Below are 18,731 nucleotides of genomic sequence, written 5' to 3' on the forward strand. Positions count from 1 at the left end.
AGTATCTTATTTATCGAGAGCGCGAGTGGGATTTCATACCTGAAAGTGAAAGCTATATGCGACTCAAATGTCGGTCGTCCTTCCGTTCAGGTATCAGTATTTCGCAACCAAGACCGCCGAGGCGTTCCGAAACGCCAAGTTTAAGCGTACCACCATAAGCCTTCAGCAGATCGACAGTAATAGCCAATCCCAAACCAGTCCCGCTGACAGAGGTATCCAGGCGCTCGCCAGATCGTAGCACGGCTGATTGCGCCTCTTCTGGAATGCCGGGTCCATCATCCTCAATACAGATTTTTATGTTGCGCCCATTACGATGTGCCGAAATATGAATAGTCGTTCGGCACCACTTAAGGGCATTGTCGAGAAGGTTACCCAACACCTCTTCAATGTCCTGAGTGTCGATGCTGACCCAAAGACCGGCTTGGTAGTCTGAAGTTAGAGATTTGCCTTCGCGCTCTGCCATAATTGAAAAAAATTTAGACAGCCTTTCGACCGAATTCGAGATATCCGTTCGCGAATGGGTCAATTCGGCGGTATTTGACGCACGCATGCGTGCAAGTGCTCGACCAAGTTGGGAATCTATACGTGCCAGCGCCTCTTCCGCGGGCCCGGTATCGGATCCGGATTCCGACAAGTTCAACAACTCGTTTTGGAGAATCGATGTTGGCGTCTTAAGTGCATGGGCCAGATCTGCGGCCTGACGTCGAGAACTCGAAACGATCTCGCGATTTCGGTGCAACAGCTGATTGAGGTCTTCCACAAGCGGCGATACTTCTTCAGGATAATCATCCGGCTTCAGGTCGTCTCCGTTGTCCCAGCGATGGGCAACGTCAGCACGCAATTTCCTGAGCGGGCCAATGACCGCAGACATCAACAAAAGAGAGCCCGCAACACCAATCAGCCCAACCAGCCCAAAGACTGGAAGCAGGTTTGATTGTGCAGCCCGGCGTTCGCTTAGCAGTTCAAGCCTGCTTTCCGCAACGCTCACGCCCCATTCCGTTCCGTCTTCAAAGGTGATTTTCTGATAAATGCTGCGAACAGCTTCATTGTCTGGTCCTAGCGTGTTCCAAATGGTTGCTTCGTTGCCAGTACGCGTGGGCTCTGCGATCGTTTCGTCGAACAATGAGGCCGATGTATAGATGTCGCCTTTGTTATTCGTCACCTGCCAATATCTGCCTGAATAAGGCGTACCATATGCGGGGTCGAATATCAGCTCTCTCAGGACATCCGGAGTATCGGTGGTGACACTTAGTCCGACAACTAATTGAGTGTGACGGTCACGTAACGTTTCATCAAACTGCTGGAGCACCCTCGTATTGATGTATGAGAAAACGACCAACGTTCCGACACCTACCGACACTGTGGCAGACGCCAGCCCACTAAGTAGGGCGCGATGGCGCAGCGATAGCATCAGGCGGTATCGATCATATAGCCGCGTCCTCTGACCGTAGTGATGAGATCAGGCCCCAATTTCTTGCGTAGCCGGGTAATGAATACGGCGATAGTGTTTGAATCTCGGTCACCGTCGTATTCGTATATATGTTCCGATAATTCAGTTCTGGAAACCATGCGCCCCAAGTTGTGCGCAAGGTAGGTTAGCACTGCAATCTCCTGCGCGGTTAGATCGACCGGAATCCCCGCAACACTGACCCGCCCGTTCCTGGTATCCAGCGAGACGTCTCCCATTTCGATAACTGGATTGAGCTGACCACTCTGCCTGCGCAATATTGCCCGCACACGCGCGGCCAGTTCCGGCATGTGAAACGGTTTGGTCATGTAGTCGTCCGCTCCCGCATCAAGACCATCGACCCGCTCGCTCCAACCGTCACGGGCCGTCAGTATCAATACCGGCGTCTTAACACCGGAACTGCGCCATTCGCGCAAAACGGAAATTCCATCCCGTTCAGGCAACCCAATGTCGAGTATGATCATGTCATATGGTTCGGTCGCGCCCATATGAAGAGCGTCCGTTCCATTATGGGCCACATCCACCACATGACCCTCGACCCCCAGAAGTTTTTTAATCTGTTCGCAGAGTTGGGATTCGTCTTCAGCCAGAAGTATTCTCATATCTTAAAACTACAGGCACATTCGCGTTGGTTTAAGTCCTAATTTCTGCCTTTCCCGTTCCCACCGGAATTGCCGCCGCCGTTTCCACCGCTGTTCCCGCCAGCATTACCTCCGCCGTTTCCGCCAGAATTTCCACCGCTGTTACTGCCGCTGTTTCCACCGGCATTTCCGCCGCCGCCTCCGGAACCATTTCCATTGCCACCAGCATTCCCATTATTGCGATTTGCAGCTGATCCGCGTCCATTGCGGTTACCACGATTGCTATTGGCTTTGGTCGAATTGGAACGCGCAGCTTTCGTAATCTGGTTGCCCACCCCAGACCGGTTGGACACAACGGCGCCCGTCTGCGCATTCACAATCACGCTAACGATTTTTCCATCCGGCTTTTTTACAAGAATACGATAATAGATCTCACCCGCTTGAAACGCGCGGGCATCAACCGGGGTGCCTCCGTAAGTTTTTGCGACGCCTTTGATGACCCGTGCAAGCCGAATTGTATTACCCGATAGGGTCGCCTTGCGCAGTTCGCTCTGTTTAAGCTCACGGACGTCGGCCGTTGCTTCCCTAACAGGTAGAGCAACAAGCAAACTTACCACCGTCAGTAAAACCGCTGCACGCATCAACTTCCTCACTCTTGCAGGTCAGAGGATACGTCAATCGACGTGAACCGGTGATGAACAAGCAGTTAGCCCTGCGTTCAAGCGCACTCAAGTTAAATGATTGAGAGATCAGACGATTCGTACGTGAATTGCAGCATTCGAACACAGCACGCCATTTCTTAGAATAAAGCGCCGCTGTTGTTCCACCAAGGAGACTGATATGAAAACCTCTATCCTCAGCCCCATAAAAGCCTCTGCAGTGGCTATCGCTTTGCTGGGATCGACCGCCGTTATTGTTGCAGTCGCAATGCCGGATGTTGCCATTGCCAAAGAAGGAAAAGGCAACGGCGGGGGTAATGGCGGCGGCAATTCCGGTGGAAACGGGAACAGCGGGAACAATGGTGGTGCCGACAAAGGCGATCGCGATTCAGCTGGTAACAATAACAGTAAGAAAGGGTCTGACGGAAACCGCAAAGTTGGAAATTCCGGGAAATCCATTTTCGGCGACTCAAAGAGCAAGTCTTCGCGTTCCACTTCAGAGAACCGCGGTCGATTTTCACTAAAAGAACTTTTTAATGGAAGCGGCAAATCAAAAGGCACTGCAAATTCTAGGACGCGCACGACCACCAGCGGTGGAAAGCAAACATCCAAGACCTACAAGCAGACTACAGAAAATTTGATTGTCGAAGAATCTGTTCGCCCCGCAGTTCGGCCCACGGGTAACAGGATGGCGGCGCTTCTTGGTGCCCACCCTTCTGAACTGGGTGCGCTTAATGCTGCGAACGCAAGTGCGACAGCCTTGGCCAATGCTTCACTTAATTCACGTGTCGGAAGAATAGCGACATATCGTGACACGGTGCTGGCCGGAGATCTCTTGCGGGAGGATCTTGCAGAACAGTTGGAAGAGCTTACCGGACTGGAGCCACCAGAGCGTACTGTCGCAGAAATCGAAGAAGATTTAGAAGTCGCATTGGATGATGTTCAAACCAATCAAGAGCTTGTTGAAGAACTTGAACAGGCTTTGGAAGATGCCGACGGAGAGGACCCTGTGATCGAAGAGCAACTCGAACAAGCACGGATGGATCTGGAAGGTTCAATTGAGGAGGCACAGGACCTCAATGACGAACGTCAGGCAGCATTAGAATATGAAGAAGCGACAGAAGAGGTTCGGGAACTGGCTGAACTTGTTGAAGAACAAGAATTAGCCGAGCGCGAAGCCTTGGAAGCGGCGGCCAACAAACCTGTTACCGATGCCGTTGAAGAAGAGGTCAAGTCGCTTCTGGGTTTGTAATCGCAGCCTCAAATCTCAGGTATAACTTTCTAACGGTGCAGACAACTCACGGAAGCACCATAAGCCGGGGCGGTCATTTACTTCATCAGAAGCGGAATGGCCGCCCCTTGGTTTACTGGCATTTAACTATGCTTTGTGAGCTACAACCCACGATTTCTTATAGTACCAAACGAAAGAATCCCGCCTAAGTTAGGCGGGATTCTGTTGTCAATTCCGTTGTTTAGGACGAGTATCAGGAATCGAACAAGGGTCGACTGAACTACCTTCAGACGTTGGTTTGCGCATCAGAAAGTCGCTTGTTTTTTATAATTTCTGTTAGTGCATTTTCGATAGGAGGGAAGCGACCGCTGATTGTAGGGCGTTTGGTTGGCAACTTGTCCGCAGCGATACTGCCAGAGGTTGGCATCACAGCAACAGTGTCGGAATCTTCAGTCATAAAGGCAGACTTGATCATGCGTTTCCCCTCATTTGCAATTGAACAATGACTCGCTCGTTCAACTCTATAGAGCACTATGGCTCATCTCGGTTGAACGTCGCGAAAATACATTGTTCACGTTCTGTTAATGTTGTCCCCAAAACGAAAACAATGGGATAGTACGGCCATTTGCCGGGGTTTGTTGCGCAGATCAGGGCATGCCTTTGCTTCACCTGCGATCTGTCAATGGTCTTAATTGGCTAGGCTAAATTGCTTGTTTGACCCTCGTTTGCCTCAGCTCCCTCGAATTGTCGGCCTCAAGGATCGCCTAGTTGTGTTCAGCGCCCTGAGAGTGGTCCTTTGTTCAAGCCTACAGTGTTACTTATTGACCCGCACTTCTAGGGTGACGTCTTGATTGGGGTCGTAGACACTAGAAACCGCTTAAGCGCTCGATAAGCCAGTACATTGAAACCGATCCGATGCCATAGGCGGTGAGAACGACCGGTCCTCGATCAGTCGGCGAGGCAACCAAGCGCCAAATCGCAGTGAAGACGGCCAGCGCAGCGATGAAACTCAACTGACCAGCCTCAACACCGAGATTAAATGCCAGCAACGCTGCCGGAATATCGTTTGGTGGTAGTCCAATTTCTGCCAGGGCACCTGCAAAACCAAGGCCGTGCAAAAGGCCAAACCCAAAGCAAACGATCCACGGTTTTTGCTTGGAAAGTCGGAAGCGACCTTCGCCACCTTTGACAATCTCCATCGCCAGAAACACGATTGAGAGCGCTATTACTGCCTCGACCGGTGGCCCAGGAACATTCAAAATACCAAAGGTCGCCAGCGCCAGAGTTATTGAATGCGCTAGTGTAAAAGCTGTTACGGCTCCTACCAGTCTCCAGACATCTCGGACCAGAATAAACAGCGCGAACACGAATAAAAGGTGATCCCAGCCTTCCAGTATGTGTTCAAATCCCAATTGAAAATAGGATACGAAAACTGACCATGTCGTCTGTTCAGGAGGTATGGTTTGGATTGCTGTATCTGAGGTGAAACGAAGGGTCGTCGGTGCGGTCTCTAAGGGGTGCAAGCGCACCAAAACATCGTTTCTTTGTGCCTCCAAGCCTTCAATCGCAATGGATTTCCCCGCAATATCTTCACGACACTCCATGACCCATGATGAAACCCAGGCCCGACTGTCACGTGTTGCTTCCGGACCACGTGAAGGAGCGCAACCATTTGGCAGCACTGCGTCAATCGCCATTGGCTGACCATTCACATCGGGCTTTCGCCAATGAACGCTCCATGTGTTTGACGCGATTTGACGGATTTCCAAATATCCCGGATCAAGCGCATGTGCGTTGGCGTCGCCTTCGGGCCACACGAACAGCAACGCAATTAACATACAGACCAAATGTCTCATTTGGTTGGTCCCGCGGTATCGGGCACCACAATCTCATAGGCATCAGCAAGCGCCTCATATTGCGCTTGCGCCAGATCTGCACTCATGGTGCGACGCCAATCCTGTAGGACCGCATTGCGTATCTCTGATAAAGGCGGTGTTTGAGCAGGCTCGATAGCGACCACTTGAACAAGATGAACGCCGTAACCTGATTGGATCGGCCCTCCCCATTGACCTGGTTCGAGTTCAGTTAGACCGTTCGAAAACCCGGCGCCAAACACCGAGTCGACAACCCGAGTTGCAGTCAAAGGCATTGAGGCAGGCAGTAATGTTGAACGCCCAAATTCAGGAAGCTCTTGTTCCTCGCGCACCGCGCTCAACGCGTTTGCGATCGCAGCGTCACCTGGCGCTTCGCCAAGAAAGATCTGATTGAAGGCTACCTTTTTGGACGTCGCGTATCTTTCACGGTTCTTCTGAAGATAGGCCTCCAAATCTTCGTCTTCAGGGGTAACTGATGCAGCAATCGCTTCAGTAAGAAAATCCATCTTTTGGCTTAGCCGCGATCTGATCACGCTATCTCCGCGATCCAGCCCAAGCTTTCTTGCTTCTCTGACCAAAACTTCTTCACGAATTGATGCATCGATCAACGCTTGCAGTTCAGCTTCGTTTGGTTGGCGTTTCCACCTGGCCTCAAATTGAGTAACCAGAAGCGCGACATCATCTTTGTCGATTGATATTGTCACGAGAATTTCGGTGGTCTCATTTTCCGGCGCGACTATATGGAACCAAATGAATATAGCCGCCCCAATCAGGAAGAAATGAAACAAAGGTTCTTTCAATAGGCGCATGCAGGCTCCTGCGTGAAATGCATCAGGTTCTAAGTACCAATGCTGACATCAGCGAGTTAATTTTTGCAATAAAGTAGGCTCTTGTCGCGCTGCAGAATTATAGGCTTCTACCGAGGCAACAATCGCCACCTCGACTTATACTAATGTGATTAATGCTGATCACTCTGCCGGCGTGTACCAAATCGGTGATGAATACGCGCGTTCCTGATGCGTCAGCACCGCATCCTCGGGCAAGTCGATACCATATCTTAGCTTGTCATACAGTATCCAACGCGGAGTCGGAATTTCCAATGCGCGTACATAATAAAATGCCCGTGCATTTGGGTCGAATTCAGGGTCGGACCAAACGGTCACAAGCTCGGAGGCACCGATTGTGTTGGCCCAACTGGCGGCTTCAACATCCACTGTATTTCCCACAGCGGGAACCTTTCCGCTATCATCTGCAACACGATCATCCGACCACGCAACGTCGTAGACCTTTTCCTGCAGGGCGCCTTCAGAATCAAGCCAGCCTTTGATCACCTGCACACGATCCAAGTTAGCACCCACAGGGTCGCGCAGCGCAGCGATCAGGAATGAAGGTGCACCATCTCCCTCGCGTGGGCGCATGTCCGAACCCATTGGAACGCCTTTGGTATAACCAACATTAGCAAGAAAACGGGTCTCAACATCAGCTTCACTGAAATCCCAACCACCAAAAAACCTCAGACCGATCCGAGGACCTGTTGTCGCGTATGTCTCACGTCGTTTAAACGCGTCGAAAATCGCAGCACGCGTATTGTCGGTGGCCCAAACTGCCGTGTATCCGGATGCCACCAAAAGGTCGCCGGGTATTTCACCGAGATCATTCGCAATGAAAGGGTGCTTGATCCGCGAGGCCGACGGTTCAACGCTGACCGACTTGCCAAAGAAGTTGTCTTCTTCGGCAGTGGCCAAAGACGTATGGCTGTCCGTCGCGCCTCCCATGCCAAATTTATAGGGATTCACGCCAAACTTTTCTTCCAGCAGCAATCCTCGTTTCAGAGCTTCTCGGGCGTACTCCCCTGCTAGCATGTCATCGGTCTTCAGCTCGGTTATGTCGAGATTGCCGACGTCCCAGTTCTCGTAATCCGCAAATTCGTCGTCTGGGCTCAGGAACGGATGCGCTTCGCCGTCACCTTTGATTTGGGTGACTTCATAGTGAGGCTCCCATTTTGCGCGGGCGGCTACGTAATCCGCGTCGACCTTGCCACCGTGATAGGTATCTTCGGTTGGGAACATCCACCCGTTTGAAAGGTTGCCGTTATGCGCAAACGCAACTGCGCGTCCTCCGGTTTTCTCCTGATATTCTTCAAGCCAAGCATATAGTGCTTTTGGGTCGGTATCGCCGTAGGGTGGTTGTGTGACCGGTGGCACCATCTGCAAGGCACGGATCGGCCCATCGCGCAGCATGACGTTCCGGTGCAGGTTGAAACCCTTAGGCACCGAAGTCCATTCGAACCCGATGAATGCAGTAAAATTACCCGGGTCGTTGTGCCGCTCGGCCGCAAGGACAATATGTTCCCAGGTAAAGGAAAATGCGTCGGCACCGGGGCTGTAAGACTCCAACAGAACTTCTGGCAGGGTCATTTGCGAGAAATTGGTAATTATGTCGAAGGCTGTTTTCCCGGCCTCCTCGCCTCCTGCTTTGTAGCCTTCGTACCATTCCAACCCTTTTGGATCAGCCAGAACACCGGGTTTACCAGCTTGCAAATCCGGAGCAAAGCCCATGAGGTCCGTATGATCTGTCAGAACCATCCAATCCAATGGTCTGGCCAGCCTTACGGGCTGCCCTGTGGAAGAAATGACCTGCTCTCCCTTTGCAAAACGCCAAGCTTCATCGGGTAGCAGGGTATTTCCAAAGGCTCCTGCATCTAATGACAGCCCGGTGTGTAGATGTGTATCACCCCAAAGCGGGCGTTCAGGGAAAGAACGCTGTGCGTACGGCGAATATGGTTGATTGGAAAACAAACCTTCGACTGCCTGTTCGCTTGGAACAGCGTCAGAAAGCACAACGGTCGGCGAAAGAATAAGAGTGAGAAAACAAGCAGAAATTCGATACATAGTGCCCCCCAAAAAGCAAAAAATACTCAGCGAGTTCCCAGAGTCTGTTGTGACTCTAATATATTCGATTTTTATGATATCATATCTAACGGGCTCGTGGAAAAAATTTTGCCGCTAAGTCTTTGAGCTAATTGTATTCGAGGCGGTCGGCTCCTCGTTCCCGGATCAAAACTGCTGACTTTCGCCCTTGAATACGTGTCCAACAGTCTGGGGAGCACCGGAGCGGACCACAATTCGATTGCTCCAGTGATCGGCCAAATTTCGTGTTGAACTCAGGGGTTTTCCCACCAATCGGTCGGCTTGGCGCGTTTGCCGCGGTTACGGTCAAGCCAAAGGGCAAATCTGCGCAAGGGTGAAAGCGCCAGTGCCAACCAGAAACGATGGCGCAATAGCGTAAAGTCGCGGTTGAACGGACAGACGCGCATGCAAATTGCACAGTCGGAGGACAGTTTGGCCCAAAACCCAAAGCACTTAGCCGCGTCGGAAGTCCACTTGCGCACACCCTTTATGGCCGAGGGATCCTCGGTTGTCTCCGGCTCTCCGTAAGGGAGCGCTTTGACCGGGCAGGCATCTGCGCATTTGGTGCAAATGCTACAGAAAGCACGTACGCCCAAAGGCCTGGGGGGATCATGTGCCAGTGGAAGATTGGTGAATATCTTGGAGAACCGCAATCGCGGGCCATATTCAGGTGTTATCACCATCTGGTTGCGGGCATATTCTCCCAAGCCCGCCTTGATAGCATAAGGGATCACGAGACCGGTGTCATTCATAGAGGCCGTGGCCTCATAGCCCAGATTACGGATGTAGGCTGCAAGCTGCATCACGATACTGGCCTCATGGGAGTATTCACGCCCAGTGGCCGCTCCCGCGAGGGCAGACGGATATGTAGCCACAAGGTCTTCATCCATCTGATGGCCCATCACGATGACGGATGTCGTGCCTTCTGGCAGGTCGTTGGGCGCATCAGAGAAGTCGCGAGTGTCAACTCGGGCCGCGTAAAGCCAACGGTCATCCATATCGGTGATGCCACAGAGATCGGCCCCAAAGAATTTCGCAATTCGTTTGACCTCCCTTGCCATCGCGACAGGGTCGTCTATCGGGTGCTGTGTCGGGGCCACAGGTGTGTCATTGTTGATGGGGGCTTGGAAGCCCTCGCGCCTGCCGGTCTCGCCTCCTCTTTCGGAGATCAAGTCTGAAATCAACCAAGCCGCGTTTCTAAGCGCAAAGTCGCGTTGGGTGAAACCATCCCCACGACGCGGAATGGCTTCCATGCGGTACGAGGCAAAGAAGGCGTCGGTTTGTTTGCTGCGGATACGCTCATCCCAGAAAGCGCGGGTAAATATATCATTACGCTGGTTGAAGCGTTCAAAGTCATTCGTGACATCAATACCTGCGGCGGCGTCGTCGGGTCGTTGGGGGTGGTTGGAGGGATAGCCCATTGCGAGACGTTGCCGCGAGATAGGTCAGTTGTCAAAGGGGGCAGAGGCAACGCTTACATTTGCCCGTCTGAGTTTCCGATTATGGTGCTGAGGAGGATTGATCGTGAAGCAAGCAGTTTGGTGGACTGTTTGTAGATCGAACGGGTTGCTTGGAATTTGGTTGTGGGAGCAGAAATTGGCCTTTGCCGAACAGCAACGAAACTTTTCACCTAACAAGCTATCAATGTGCAGCCCTTGGGTGTTCGTACAGGGCCATAAAGAAGGAACTCTAGTAGTTGATTGATTGAAGTGGTCGACAGATGGCCACTCCGCTTGGGTAAATTCAAGACCAAGGTTGTCCCGGAGACCAACGCCGTGCAACCCCTGCAATGAAATGGCCGAGGTGACCGACGATTGTGTCCGCATGGCAGACATCAGGCTGAAATCACTGAACATCCGCTTCGAGCCCAAAGTTTCCGGGTGCTGCGGTCCGCGCTAAGGACGGCAATGCGCAGGAAAGCAGATTTTGCAAATTCTAGCTATCGGACAAACCAAATGACAGGCTGGAAACGATCAACAGGCGTTTTCTACCCAAGGCTGCCGTTTTACAGGCCGGAGTTCTCTGGTAGCGTCGGCTATCTGCCAAAAAACCTAAAGCTGCGAACCAATTGGTAAAATACTTAGAAATCCAGCAACTATGTGATCCCAGGCCGATCCCGTCGGCTCGGATTGGTACTCAATTACGGTGCCATCATCGCCTCTTGTCGTCCATTTAAGCTGACCAGCTTTCTCGAGCGTCACGTTATATGTGTATGCAGGTAGCGCGTCGTCCAAGGCACCCATGGTCTGTGTAGCCAATGCTGGCGAGTCAATCAGAATTCCCATCTCGGTGTTGATGTTGACAGATCGCGGGTCCCAGTTGAACGACCCTACGAACAAGTATCGGTCATCAACTGCAAACGCCTTGGAATGTAGACCTGACTTCGATTGCGCCCAATTGATACCGCGGCGTTGGACCTTATCGGCGTCCGGTCGCAGCTCATATAGTTCTACTCCACCGCGTAGAAGTGCACGGCGTTTCTTGGCGTAGTGCGCGTAGACGGGTGCGACGTCATTAGATGCAAGTGAATTGGTTACAACCTTTACGTCGACGCCGCGGCTTTCCAATTCGGTCAACCATTTCACACCGTTGTTGCGCGGCACGAAATAGGCAGAGACGATGTTCACCTCACTGCTGGCATTCTCAAAGTACGGAAGCAATTGAGATGCCAGAACGGGACCTGAGTTCTCGAGACCGGCGGCTTTTGACGGCGGATCAGCATAAAGCTTCGCAGGCAGCCAATCCAGTGACAGGACACCATCTGCGAAGTTCTCTTGTGCTGACTTTCTGAGAGCCGCGCCATACTGCGTTTGCTTCGCTTCATCGACCAGTTCGTTCAACCTGACTCGCGCATCACCAAGGTCAAATTCCTGAGGTTCTCCAACAACCACCCGAGCTGGTACGGCGAATTCGCTGTTCCAGTAAGAGTCAAAGCTTCGCGACACCTCGCGAACAACCGGGCCTGCGGCCAGAACATCCAGATCAGCATAGTTCATTTCTTCCCGTGCGAGAAAATACTCGGCGCCGATGTTTCTCCCACCCACAATCGTGAACACGTTGTCTGCTGTCATTGACTTGTTGTGCATTCTGCGATTGATGCGTTTGAAGTCCGTCAGCCCCGCGATCAACAGGCTTTGATCTCGCCAAAAAGGATTGAACAACCTGATCTCAATATTTTTGTGATTGTCCAACGCGGCCGTCATCGCGTCATAACTGGACGTATCCATGTCATCCAGTAGCAATCGGATGCGAACACCCCGATCTGCCGCCTGCAAAAGACTGGCTGCAAAAAGGTGGCCCGTTGGGTCGTTGTGCAGCAGGTAGTATTGCGCGTCTATCGTTTGCTCAGCCGCAGCCGCTAACAGCAAACGTGAAACAAGCGCTTCTTCGCCGTCACTGATCAGCTTGACCCCCGACCGACCGTCTTTGGGATCGCCAAGCCGGTTGGCTGCCTGACTAAGAGCTGTGCGCGAGTTTGCCGGAAGTGAGGCCGATACCGTCTTTTCATAAGTGCGAGTTTTTGGAGCGCAAGCAACAAGAGTCAGCGCGCACCAAACACAAACCACAAACTTCCATCGCGTCATCAGCTTCCTCCATCCCTGTATCCTAGGTGACTACGCCGAGACGGGTGATTGCAAGTTTGTTCTGTGAAGCATGAGGTTGTTTCGCTTGTCGTTGTTGATTTGGTGAAACCCTCAACTGCCCCACGCAGGTATGTGATTTTGACGCAACCTCAATTCAAACGTACTCTACCAGCAGCCAAGCGCAAACGAGAACCATGTCTGATCCCGAACACAGAAATGACTCTGCCGCGGAACCTCCGCCGCGTGCCGTGGACGACGGTATCGGCGTGGCAACAGAGGAGTTCAGAATTTCGATGCCAATCGGGATCGGAGCTGTCTTGGCTGCTCTAGCTTCTTTGGCCACGTGCTATTCCGGGATTCTACTGACCTATTTGGTTGGTTATGAAGCGCTTTCCATAAACCCTCATGTGCAAGCGGTTCTCATGTGGGTGTTTGCATTATTGGCGGTTAGTTTCTTATGGAGAGACCGGAAACGGCATGCCAAGGAGCTTCCACTCGTCCTCGGAGGGATTGCTGCCGTCATCCTGATTGTCACGCTGTACTTCGGCTATGACGAACGTGTCGAAGCGCTCGCCTATGTGCTTCTGGTGATCGCGGCTTTGCTAAACCAGAACTTTATACTCGATGCTTTGAACCACACGGTTCGCAACCAGACACATGAAATAGAGGCATTGAACGACAGACTGACCGAGAAGGTAAAGCGTCAGGAAGGCGAGATTGACAGGCTGGCACGACTCAAACAATTCCTTGCTCCTCAGGTTGCGGAGCTTGTCGTAGAAGAAAATTCTGACGAGCTTCTTAAAACTCATCGTCGATACATCGCTTGCCTATTCTGCGACATCCGCAATTTCACGGCGATTTCCGAGGCGATTGAGCCAGAAGATGTCATTACGCTTCTCCAGCATTTCCACGATGAGGTTGGCCATTTAGTTGCACAACACAAGGGAACAATCGGATACCGAGCCGGAGACGGATTGATGGTGTTCTTCAATGATCCGGTTCCCTGCGATCAGCCCGTTCTGCAAGCCGTGCGGCTGGCTAAAGAAATAAGCGAAGCCTTCGAGGGAATACGTGCACCCTGGCAGAAACTCGGGCACGCGATGGGTTTGGGTATTGGGATCAGTAGTGGTTACGCGACGCTTGGGCTTATCGGGTTTCATGGTCGCGCCGACTACACCGCAATCGGTGGAGTTGTGAACACCGCATCCAGGCTTTGCGACTTTGCCAGCGACGGGCAGATCCTTTTGAACCAACGGGCGCTTCTAGACATAGAACAACATGTGGAGACCGAAGAACTGGGGGAACAGGAACTGAAGGGCATCGGTAGCCCTGTGCAGATTTTTCGCGTTATCAGTCTCTTTGATCAAGCAAAGTGATGCTCTCTCTTGTTAGGACTTCAATCGTTCTTTGCATTTTTGAAAGGTCCGCTTAGTGCTGCGAGCGGTCAATCTTGCTCGTCGCGGAAAATGGCAGCGTTGAGCCCAAAGCCGATCTTTTTCAAAGGATAATATTCAAAGTCAGCAAGTTACGTCGGCCTCTTTGTGCGACATTCCGACGCGCCGTTTGCTTCAGGCAAGTTTATCTATGATACTAATACTTCCATAATTGAATTTTTCTTAGCTGAGCGAGATAGCTATGTCAGACCAATCCGTCAGCAGCTCGAAAGGCGCAGCCAGACGCGAATGGCTGTCCTTCTTATTTATTACTTTGATATTATTGCCAGGCATTACGGTCCTGGGAGTAGGAGCATACGGTTTTACCGTTTGGATTCTGCAAATGATCTACGGCCCACCAACTGGATCTCTATAAACCCAGAACATGAACCGAGGAGCACTTTCTCATGTCTCTGAAGTCCACATTGTCATCATTTTGGAGTACGGTTTCGCGCCCAGCTACGACGATTAGTCTTGGTGTAATCAGCCTCGGCGGCTTCATTACAGGGATAATTTTCTGGGGCGGTTTCAATACCGCGATGGAGCTTACCAATACAGAGGAATTCTGCGTTTCCTGCCATGCAATGCGCGATAATGTCTACGTGGAACTTCAGTCCACTGTCCACTGGGAGAACCGTACGGGTGTGCGTGCAACATGTCCGGATTGTCATGTGCCACACGAGTGGACCAATAAGGTTGCCAGAAAAATGCAAGCCTCGAAGGAGGTCTGGGCAGCTGTATTTGGAACCATAAACACCCGTGAAAAGTTTGAAGAGCGCCGTGCAGAATTGGCAAAACACGAATGGGCTCGACTGGAGGCAAACAACTCTCTCGAATGCCGCAATTGTCATGATTATGACAGCATGGATTGGGACGCTATGTCGGCCGAAGCGCGGTTTTACATGGAACCTGCAGCAGCACTAAATACCGGCTGCATCGAGTGTCACAAAGGCATAGCCCATCACTTGCCAGACAACGTTGCGGTCGGAAGCCCGGCCATGGCCAAATTGGAAAACAAGGCAAATTCTGGAAGTGTATCCGTCGGTGAAGACTACTTCGCTATTCGGGATATTCCCTTTTACGACAGCGCAGAGTCGACGGAACCAGTAGGCAACCTAACCCTCGGTGCCGCCGTCGAAATTCTGGATGAAAGCGGCGACCGTATTCAGTTTGCACTGAAAGCGTGGCGAAAAGATAAAGGGTTTGGCCGCGTCATATTTGACGAGTTTGGACACAATATTCGGGTTGCGGTTCTGTCCAAGGACACCGCGCAAGACGCACAGTTGGTTGAGGCTTCTGCGCCCCAAACGGATGAGGCGACAGGGCTCGATTGGGCCCCTGTTACAGTGACCCTCTGGTCAGACAAACAGGGATACGTGGACGAGATAGATGAGCTTTGGACTGTGGCAGAGGAAAGCTATGCTTCAAATTGCTCGACTTGCCACGCACAACCGGACCCAGATCACTTTGGCACCAATTCCTGGCCAGCACAGTTCAACGGTATGGTCGGCTTTACCAACATGGATGAAGCTCAGGCCAATTTGGTGCTGACCTATTTGCAAAAACATTCCGCTGATTATGGCGGCTCTCATTGAGGAGAAACCAATGTCCACGCGCCGTGATTTTCTAAAAGGCACCGGGGCAGCAGGATTATCTGCTCTATTAGGCCCCAGCTTGCTCCAGCCAGCCGCTGCTCGAGCTGAGCAACTAACCTCTACGGGCGTTTGGAAAACATCAGGTTCTCACTGGGGCGCTATTGAAGCTCTGGTAAAAGGCGGACAAGTTGCCGAAGTCCGCCCTCTCGCCGACGATCCGCATCCGACAGACATGGTGAACGGCATCCAGGGCCTGATCTATTCACCGTCCCGCGTCCGCTATCCCATGGCTCGTGCAGAATGGCTCGATAAACGCAAGGATGCTGATCGGACGTCTAGGGGCGACAACCGGTTCGTTCGTCTAACCTGGGACGAGGCTTTGGATTTGTTCTTTGAAGAGATGGAGCGAGTTCAGGTTTCGCACGGACCTTCGGGTCTCTATGCCGGTGCGACCGGGTGGCGGCAGACGGGTCAATTCCACTCGTGCATCAATCACATGAACCGGGCCGTATCCATGTATGGCGGATATGTGAAAAAAGCGGGTGACTATTCAACTGGCGCTGGTCAAACTATTCTTCCATATGTGCTGGGCTCCACTGAAGTGTACTCTCAGGGAACTAGTTGGCCACTGATCTTGGACAACGCCAAGACCATCGTATTCTGGGCAAATGACCCGCTGAAAAACCTGCAAGTCGGCTGGACGTGCGAAACACACGAACCTTTTGAGTATTTTGATCAGTTGCGGGACAAGATCGCTTCTGGAGAAATCCGGTCCATCAGCGTGGATCCAGTGCGCACCAAAACGCAAAAACACATCGGAGCGGAGCAGCTCTATATCAATCCGATGACGGATGTACCTTTCATGTTAGCGTTGGCACACACACTTCACACCGAAGGCCTGCACGACCAAGAGTTCCTGAGTGTCTACACGCTCGGTTATGAACCTTTCATCGCCTACGTCATGGGTGAAGCTGAAGACGGAGTTGAAAAAACGCCCGAATGGGCTGCACCAATTTGTGGCGTGCCTGTTGATACGATTAAGGAGTTCGCTCGAATTCTTGCTTCAGACCGAACTCAATTGATCTTCGGTTGGTCTGTCCAGCGGCAACAGCATGGCGAACAGCCGTATTGGATGGGAGCGATCATAGCGGCTATGCTGGGGCAAATCGGGCTGCCAGGTGGTGGTATTAGCTACTCTCACCATTATAGCGGTATCGGTGTAGCACCTTCCGGCGCCAGCATGCCTGGGGCGTTTCCCCTTAACTTGGATATTGGTGTCGATCCTGTGCGAACGGACGACAACTTCCTGGGAGCAAGCAGTACGATCCCCGTCGCCAGATGGATTGATTGCCTGATGAACCCCGGTGGGACAGTCGAACACAACGGTCATACGGTTACTTATCCGGACATCCGTATGGCAATCTTCACTGGTTGCAATCCCTTCCATCATCATCAGGACCACAACAAAATGCGTGTGGCCATCCAAAAACTGGAGACCATTGTTGCAATAGACTATGCGTGGACTGCCACATGCAGACACGCAGATTTGGTACTGCCCGCGTGCACTCAGTTTGAGCGAAATGATATCGATAGCTACGGTTCCTATTCACGCTCCGGTGTGATCGCGATGAAGAAACTGGTCGATCCGTTGTTCCACTCCAAAACCGATTTTGAGATATTCTCGCTATTCTGCAAACGCTTCGATCGCGAAGAAGAATACACACGCGGTTGGGATGAAATGGAATGGGTTAAAAGCCTTTATGAAACGACCCGCAGCGCAAACGAGGGAAGCTATGAGATGCCGTCCTTCGACGAGTTTTGGGAAAAAGGCATCGTTCGGTTTGGGAGGGGTGAACCCTGGGTCAGGCACGCCGATTTCCGCGACGACCCGGAAATAAACGCTCTTGGAACGCCTTCAGGTTTTATTGAAATCTCCAGCCGTACTATCGGCAACTATGGGTACGATGATTGCGGAGAGCATCCTAAGTGGATGGAAAAAATCGAACGTTCTCATGGGGGGCCGGGGTCAGAGAAGTTTCCGCTGTGGCTACAATCCTGTCACCCTGATCAGCGACTTCATTCTCAAATGTGCGAGAGCGATCCATACCGCGCGACGTACGCGGTTAAGGATCGAGAGCCAGTATACGTCAACCCGGAAGACGCGGCCGAACGAGGTATAAAAGACGGGGATATCGTGCGCGTTTTTAATGATCGCGGTCAACTTTTGGCGGGCGCAGTTTTGAGTGAAGATTATCCGAGAGGAGTAATTCGTATTCATGAAGGTGCTTGGTACGGTCCAGTCGATGCATCGCCAAACGCTTTAGACACTTATGGGGATCCCAACACCGTCACTTTGGATGTGGGGGCCTCAAAACTTTCTCAAGCTACTTCAGCCAATACCTGTATCGTTGAGATGGAGAAGTTTGAAGGAGAAGTTCCGCAAGTAACGGCTTTTGGCGGGCCGACTAGTGCATGAAAGAAGTTTCCCCGGAACTGATACGCTTTCTATCGAATGCATTCGCGCGTGAACTTAAATTGGCAACAATTGCGGCATGCTACGACGGAGTCGCAGACGACCTTTTGCGTGATGCTGCTGGATCAGATCAACTAATCCAGGAAATGAAGACGTGGTCCAATGCTCAGGAAACGCAAAGAAGGCTCGCAATCAGTTACGGAAGTGTGTTTCTGGCAGGTGGAAGGGAAGCGGCGCCACTATACGCTTCCGCCTGGCAAGGAAACGGGACACTCATGTCCACCCCACATTACAGAATGCTGTCACTTCTGAAGCAAGCCGGAAAAGAAGTTGCCAATAGCTACTCTGAACCGGCCGATCACTTGGCAATAATGCTCGAGTATCTCGCGATTTGTTTGGAAGGGCATCACGCCGCACTAGACGCGACACAATTTGCTTCCAATGAGATATTGCCATGGTACAGAGTTTTCTCGAAAAAGGTCCATCGCCATAGTGGGTCCGATCCTTTTTACTTGTCGCTTGTGAAGATTACTGAAGCCGTGGTGGAGGGCTTAAAAAGAGTATAGTCAAAGTGGAATAAGCGTTTTGTGAAAAGATTATTGCTAGACTAACGGGACATCTTGGTATGCGTAGAAGAAGATCGGTCCGCATCTCAGAACCACATGGCGGCGAATGACAACTTTGTCCCGCGAGGTAGACGTTCAGATCATTGCGCATTGCCGCACAGCAGCGAACGGCCAATTTGTCCGCAAAGCGGATGCTAATACCGAGTGCAGTGAATGACCGCTATGAGCGGTGAATTCAACTGATCGCCGCAACACATTCTGTGAACTTCTCAGCTGGTGTTTGATATTGCAAGGTTTTGCGAGGCCGCTCATTGAGCTGTCTTGCGATGGCACTGAGTTTCGCTTGCGAGTGCACCGA

The 18,731-nt window shown here is 51.8% G+C and carries 15 protein-coding genes and 1 pseudogene; 6 read left to right on the plus strand and 10 right to left on the minus strand.

Translation table 11 applies throughout. From position 1 onward, the window contains the following. Positions 1-52: 52 nt before the first annotated feature. Genes ACRZ91_RS20450 through ACRZ91_RS20460 form a run of 3 tightly spaced genes read right to left on the minus strand, consistent with a single transcriptional unit; the run spans position 53 to position 2,314 of the window. Entirely contained in the window at positions 53-1,411 is a 1,359-nt protein-coding gene (locus tag ACRZ91_RS20450; protein WP_480908212.1) for an ATP-binding protein, read from the minus strand. After that, positions 1,411-2,070, minus strand: coding sequence for a response regulator transcription factor (locus ACRZ91_RS20455; protein WP_480655222.1), 660 nt, complete (start codon positions 2,068-2,070; stop codon positions 1,411-1,413). The genes ACRZ91_RS20450 and ACRZ91_RS20455 overlap by 1 nt, the downstream gene beginning before the upstream one ends. Before the next feature lie 31 nt (positions 2,071-2,101). Next, positions 2,102-2,314 carry a hypothetical protein gene (locus ACRZ91_RS20460; RefSeq protein WP_480908214.1) on the minus strand — a complete coding sequence of 71 codons (213 nt, stop codon included), beginning with the start codon at positions 2,312-2,314 and terminating at the stop codon, positions 2,102-2,104. A gap of 575 nt (positions 2,315-2,889) precedes the next feature. Here ACRZ91_RS20460 and ACRZ91_RS20465 point away from each other — a divergent pair. Next, positions 2,890-3,960 carry a hypothetical protein gene (locus ACRZ91_RS20465; protein ID WP_480908216.1) on the plus strand — a complete coding sequence of 357 codons (1,071 nt, stop codon included), beginning with the start codon at positions 2,890-2,892 and terminating at the stop codon, positions 3,958-3,960. A 265-nt stretch (positions 3,961-4,225) separates the two neighbouring features. Here the strand turns inward: ACRZ91_RS20465 and ACRZ91_RS20470 are convergent, their stop codons facing one another. The 6 genes from ACRZ91_RS20470 to ACRZ91_RS20495 all read right to left on the minus strand — a co-directional run bounded on the left by ACRZ91_RS20470 (position 4,226) and on the right by ACRZ91_RS20495 (position 12,306). Continuing rightward, entirely contained in the window at positions 4,226-4,414 is a 189-nt protein-coding gene (locus tag ACRZ91_RS20470) for a hypothetical protein (RefSeq protein ID WP_480908218.1), read from the minus strand. A gap of 391 nt (positions 4,415-4,805) precedes the next feature. Continuing rightward, positions 4,806-5,795: a HupE/UreJ family protein gene (locus tag ACRZ91_RS20475; RefSeq protein WP_480908220.1), complete on the minus strand. Its 990-nt coding sequence runs from the start codon at positions 5,793-5,795 to the stop codon at positions 4,806-4,808. Next, complete coding sequence (locus ACRZ91_RS20480) at positions 5,792-6,622, minus strand: peptidyl-prolyl cis-trans isomerase (protein WP_480908222.1); 831 nt, start codon at positions 6,620-6,622, stop codon at positions 5,792-5,794. Before ACRZ91_RS20480 ends, ACRZ91_RS20475 begins: the two co-directional genes overlap by 4 nt. 159 nt (positions 6,623-6,781) lie before the next feature. Then, entirely contained in the window at positions 6,782-8,704 is a 1,923-nt protein-coding gene (locus ACRZ91_RS20485; protein WP_480908224.1) for a DUF3604 domain-containing protein, read from the minus strand. Positions 8,705-8,976: 272 nt separating this feature from the next. Continuing rightward, complete coding sequence (locus tag ACRZ91_RS20490; protein ID WP_480908226.1) at positions 8,977-10,143, minus strand: 4Fe-4S double cluster binding domain-containing protein; 1,167 nt, start codon at positions 10,141-10,143, stop codon at positions 8,977-8,979. 630 nt (positions 10,144-10,773) lie between these two features. Beyond that, positions 10,774-12,306, minus strand: coding sequence for a phospholipase D family protein (locus ACRZ91_RS20495; RefSeq protein WP_480908228.1), 1,533 nt, complete (start codon positions 12,304-12,306; stop codon positions 10,774-10,776). Positions 12,307-12,500: 194 nt separating this feature from the next. Here ACRZ91_RS20495 and ACRZ91_RS20500 point away from each other — a divergent pair, with 194 nt between their 5' ends. The 5 genes from ACRZ91_RS20500 (at position 12,501) to ACRZ91_RS20520 (ending at position 18,373) form a co-directional block, all read left to right on the plus strand. Beyond that, complete coding sequence (locus ACRZ91_RS20500; RefSeq protein ID WP_480908230.1) at positions 12,501-13,682, plus strand: adenylate/guanylate cyclase domain-containing protein; 1,182 nt, start codon at positions 12,501-12,503, stop codon at positions 13,680-13,682. A gap of 259 nt (positions 13,683-13,941) precedes the next feature. Further along, a complete protein-coding gene (locus ACRZ91_RS20505; protein WP_170477205.1) occupies positions 13,942-14,115 on the plus strand; it encodes a periplasmic nitrate reductase, NapE protein in 174 nt (57 codons plus the stop codon). 31 nt (positions 14,116-14,146) lie between these two features. Next, positions 14,147-15,334, plus strand: coding sequence for a pentaheme c-type cytochrome TorC (torC, locus tag ACRZ91_RS20510; protein WP_480908232.1), 1,188 nt, complete (start codon positions 14,147-14,149; stop codon positions 15,332-15,334). 10 nt (positions 15,335-15,344) lie between these two features. After that, the gene (gene torA, locus ACRZ91_RS20515) at positions 15,345-17,810 is read left to right on the plus strand and encodes a trimethylamine-N-oxide reductase TorA (RefSeq protein ID WP_480908234.1); all 2,466 of its coding nucleotides are present in this window, start codon (positions 15,345-15,347) and stop codon (positions 17,808-17,810) included. Next, the gene (locus tag ACRZ91_RS20520) at positions 17,807-18,373 is read left to right on the plus strand and encodes a TorD/DmsD family molecular chaperone (protein ID WP_480908236.1); all 567 of its coding nucleotides are present in this window, start codon (positions 17,807-17,809) and stop codon (positions 18,371-18,373) included. Before torA ends, ACRZ91_RS20520 begins: the two co-directional genes overlap by 4 nt. Positions 18,374-18,608: 235 nt before the next feature. Here the strand turns inward: ACRZ91_RS20520 and ACRZ91_RS20525 are convergent. Next, a pseudogene (locus ACRZ91_RS20525) lies at positions 18,609-18,731 on the minus strand (IS30 family transposase); the annotation flags it as partial.

Source organism: Ruegeria sp. O11 (assembly GCF_056535285.1).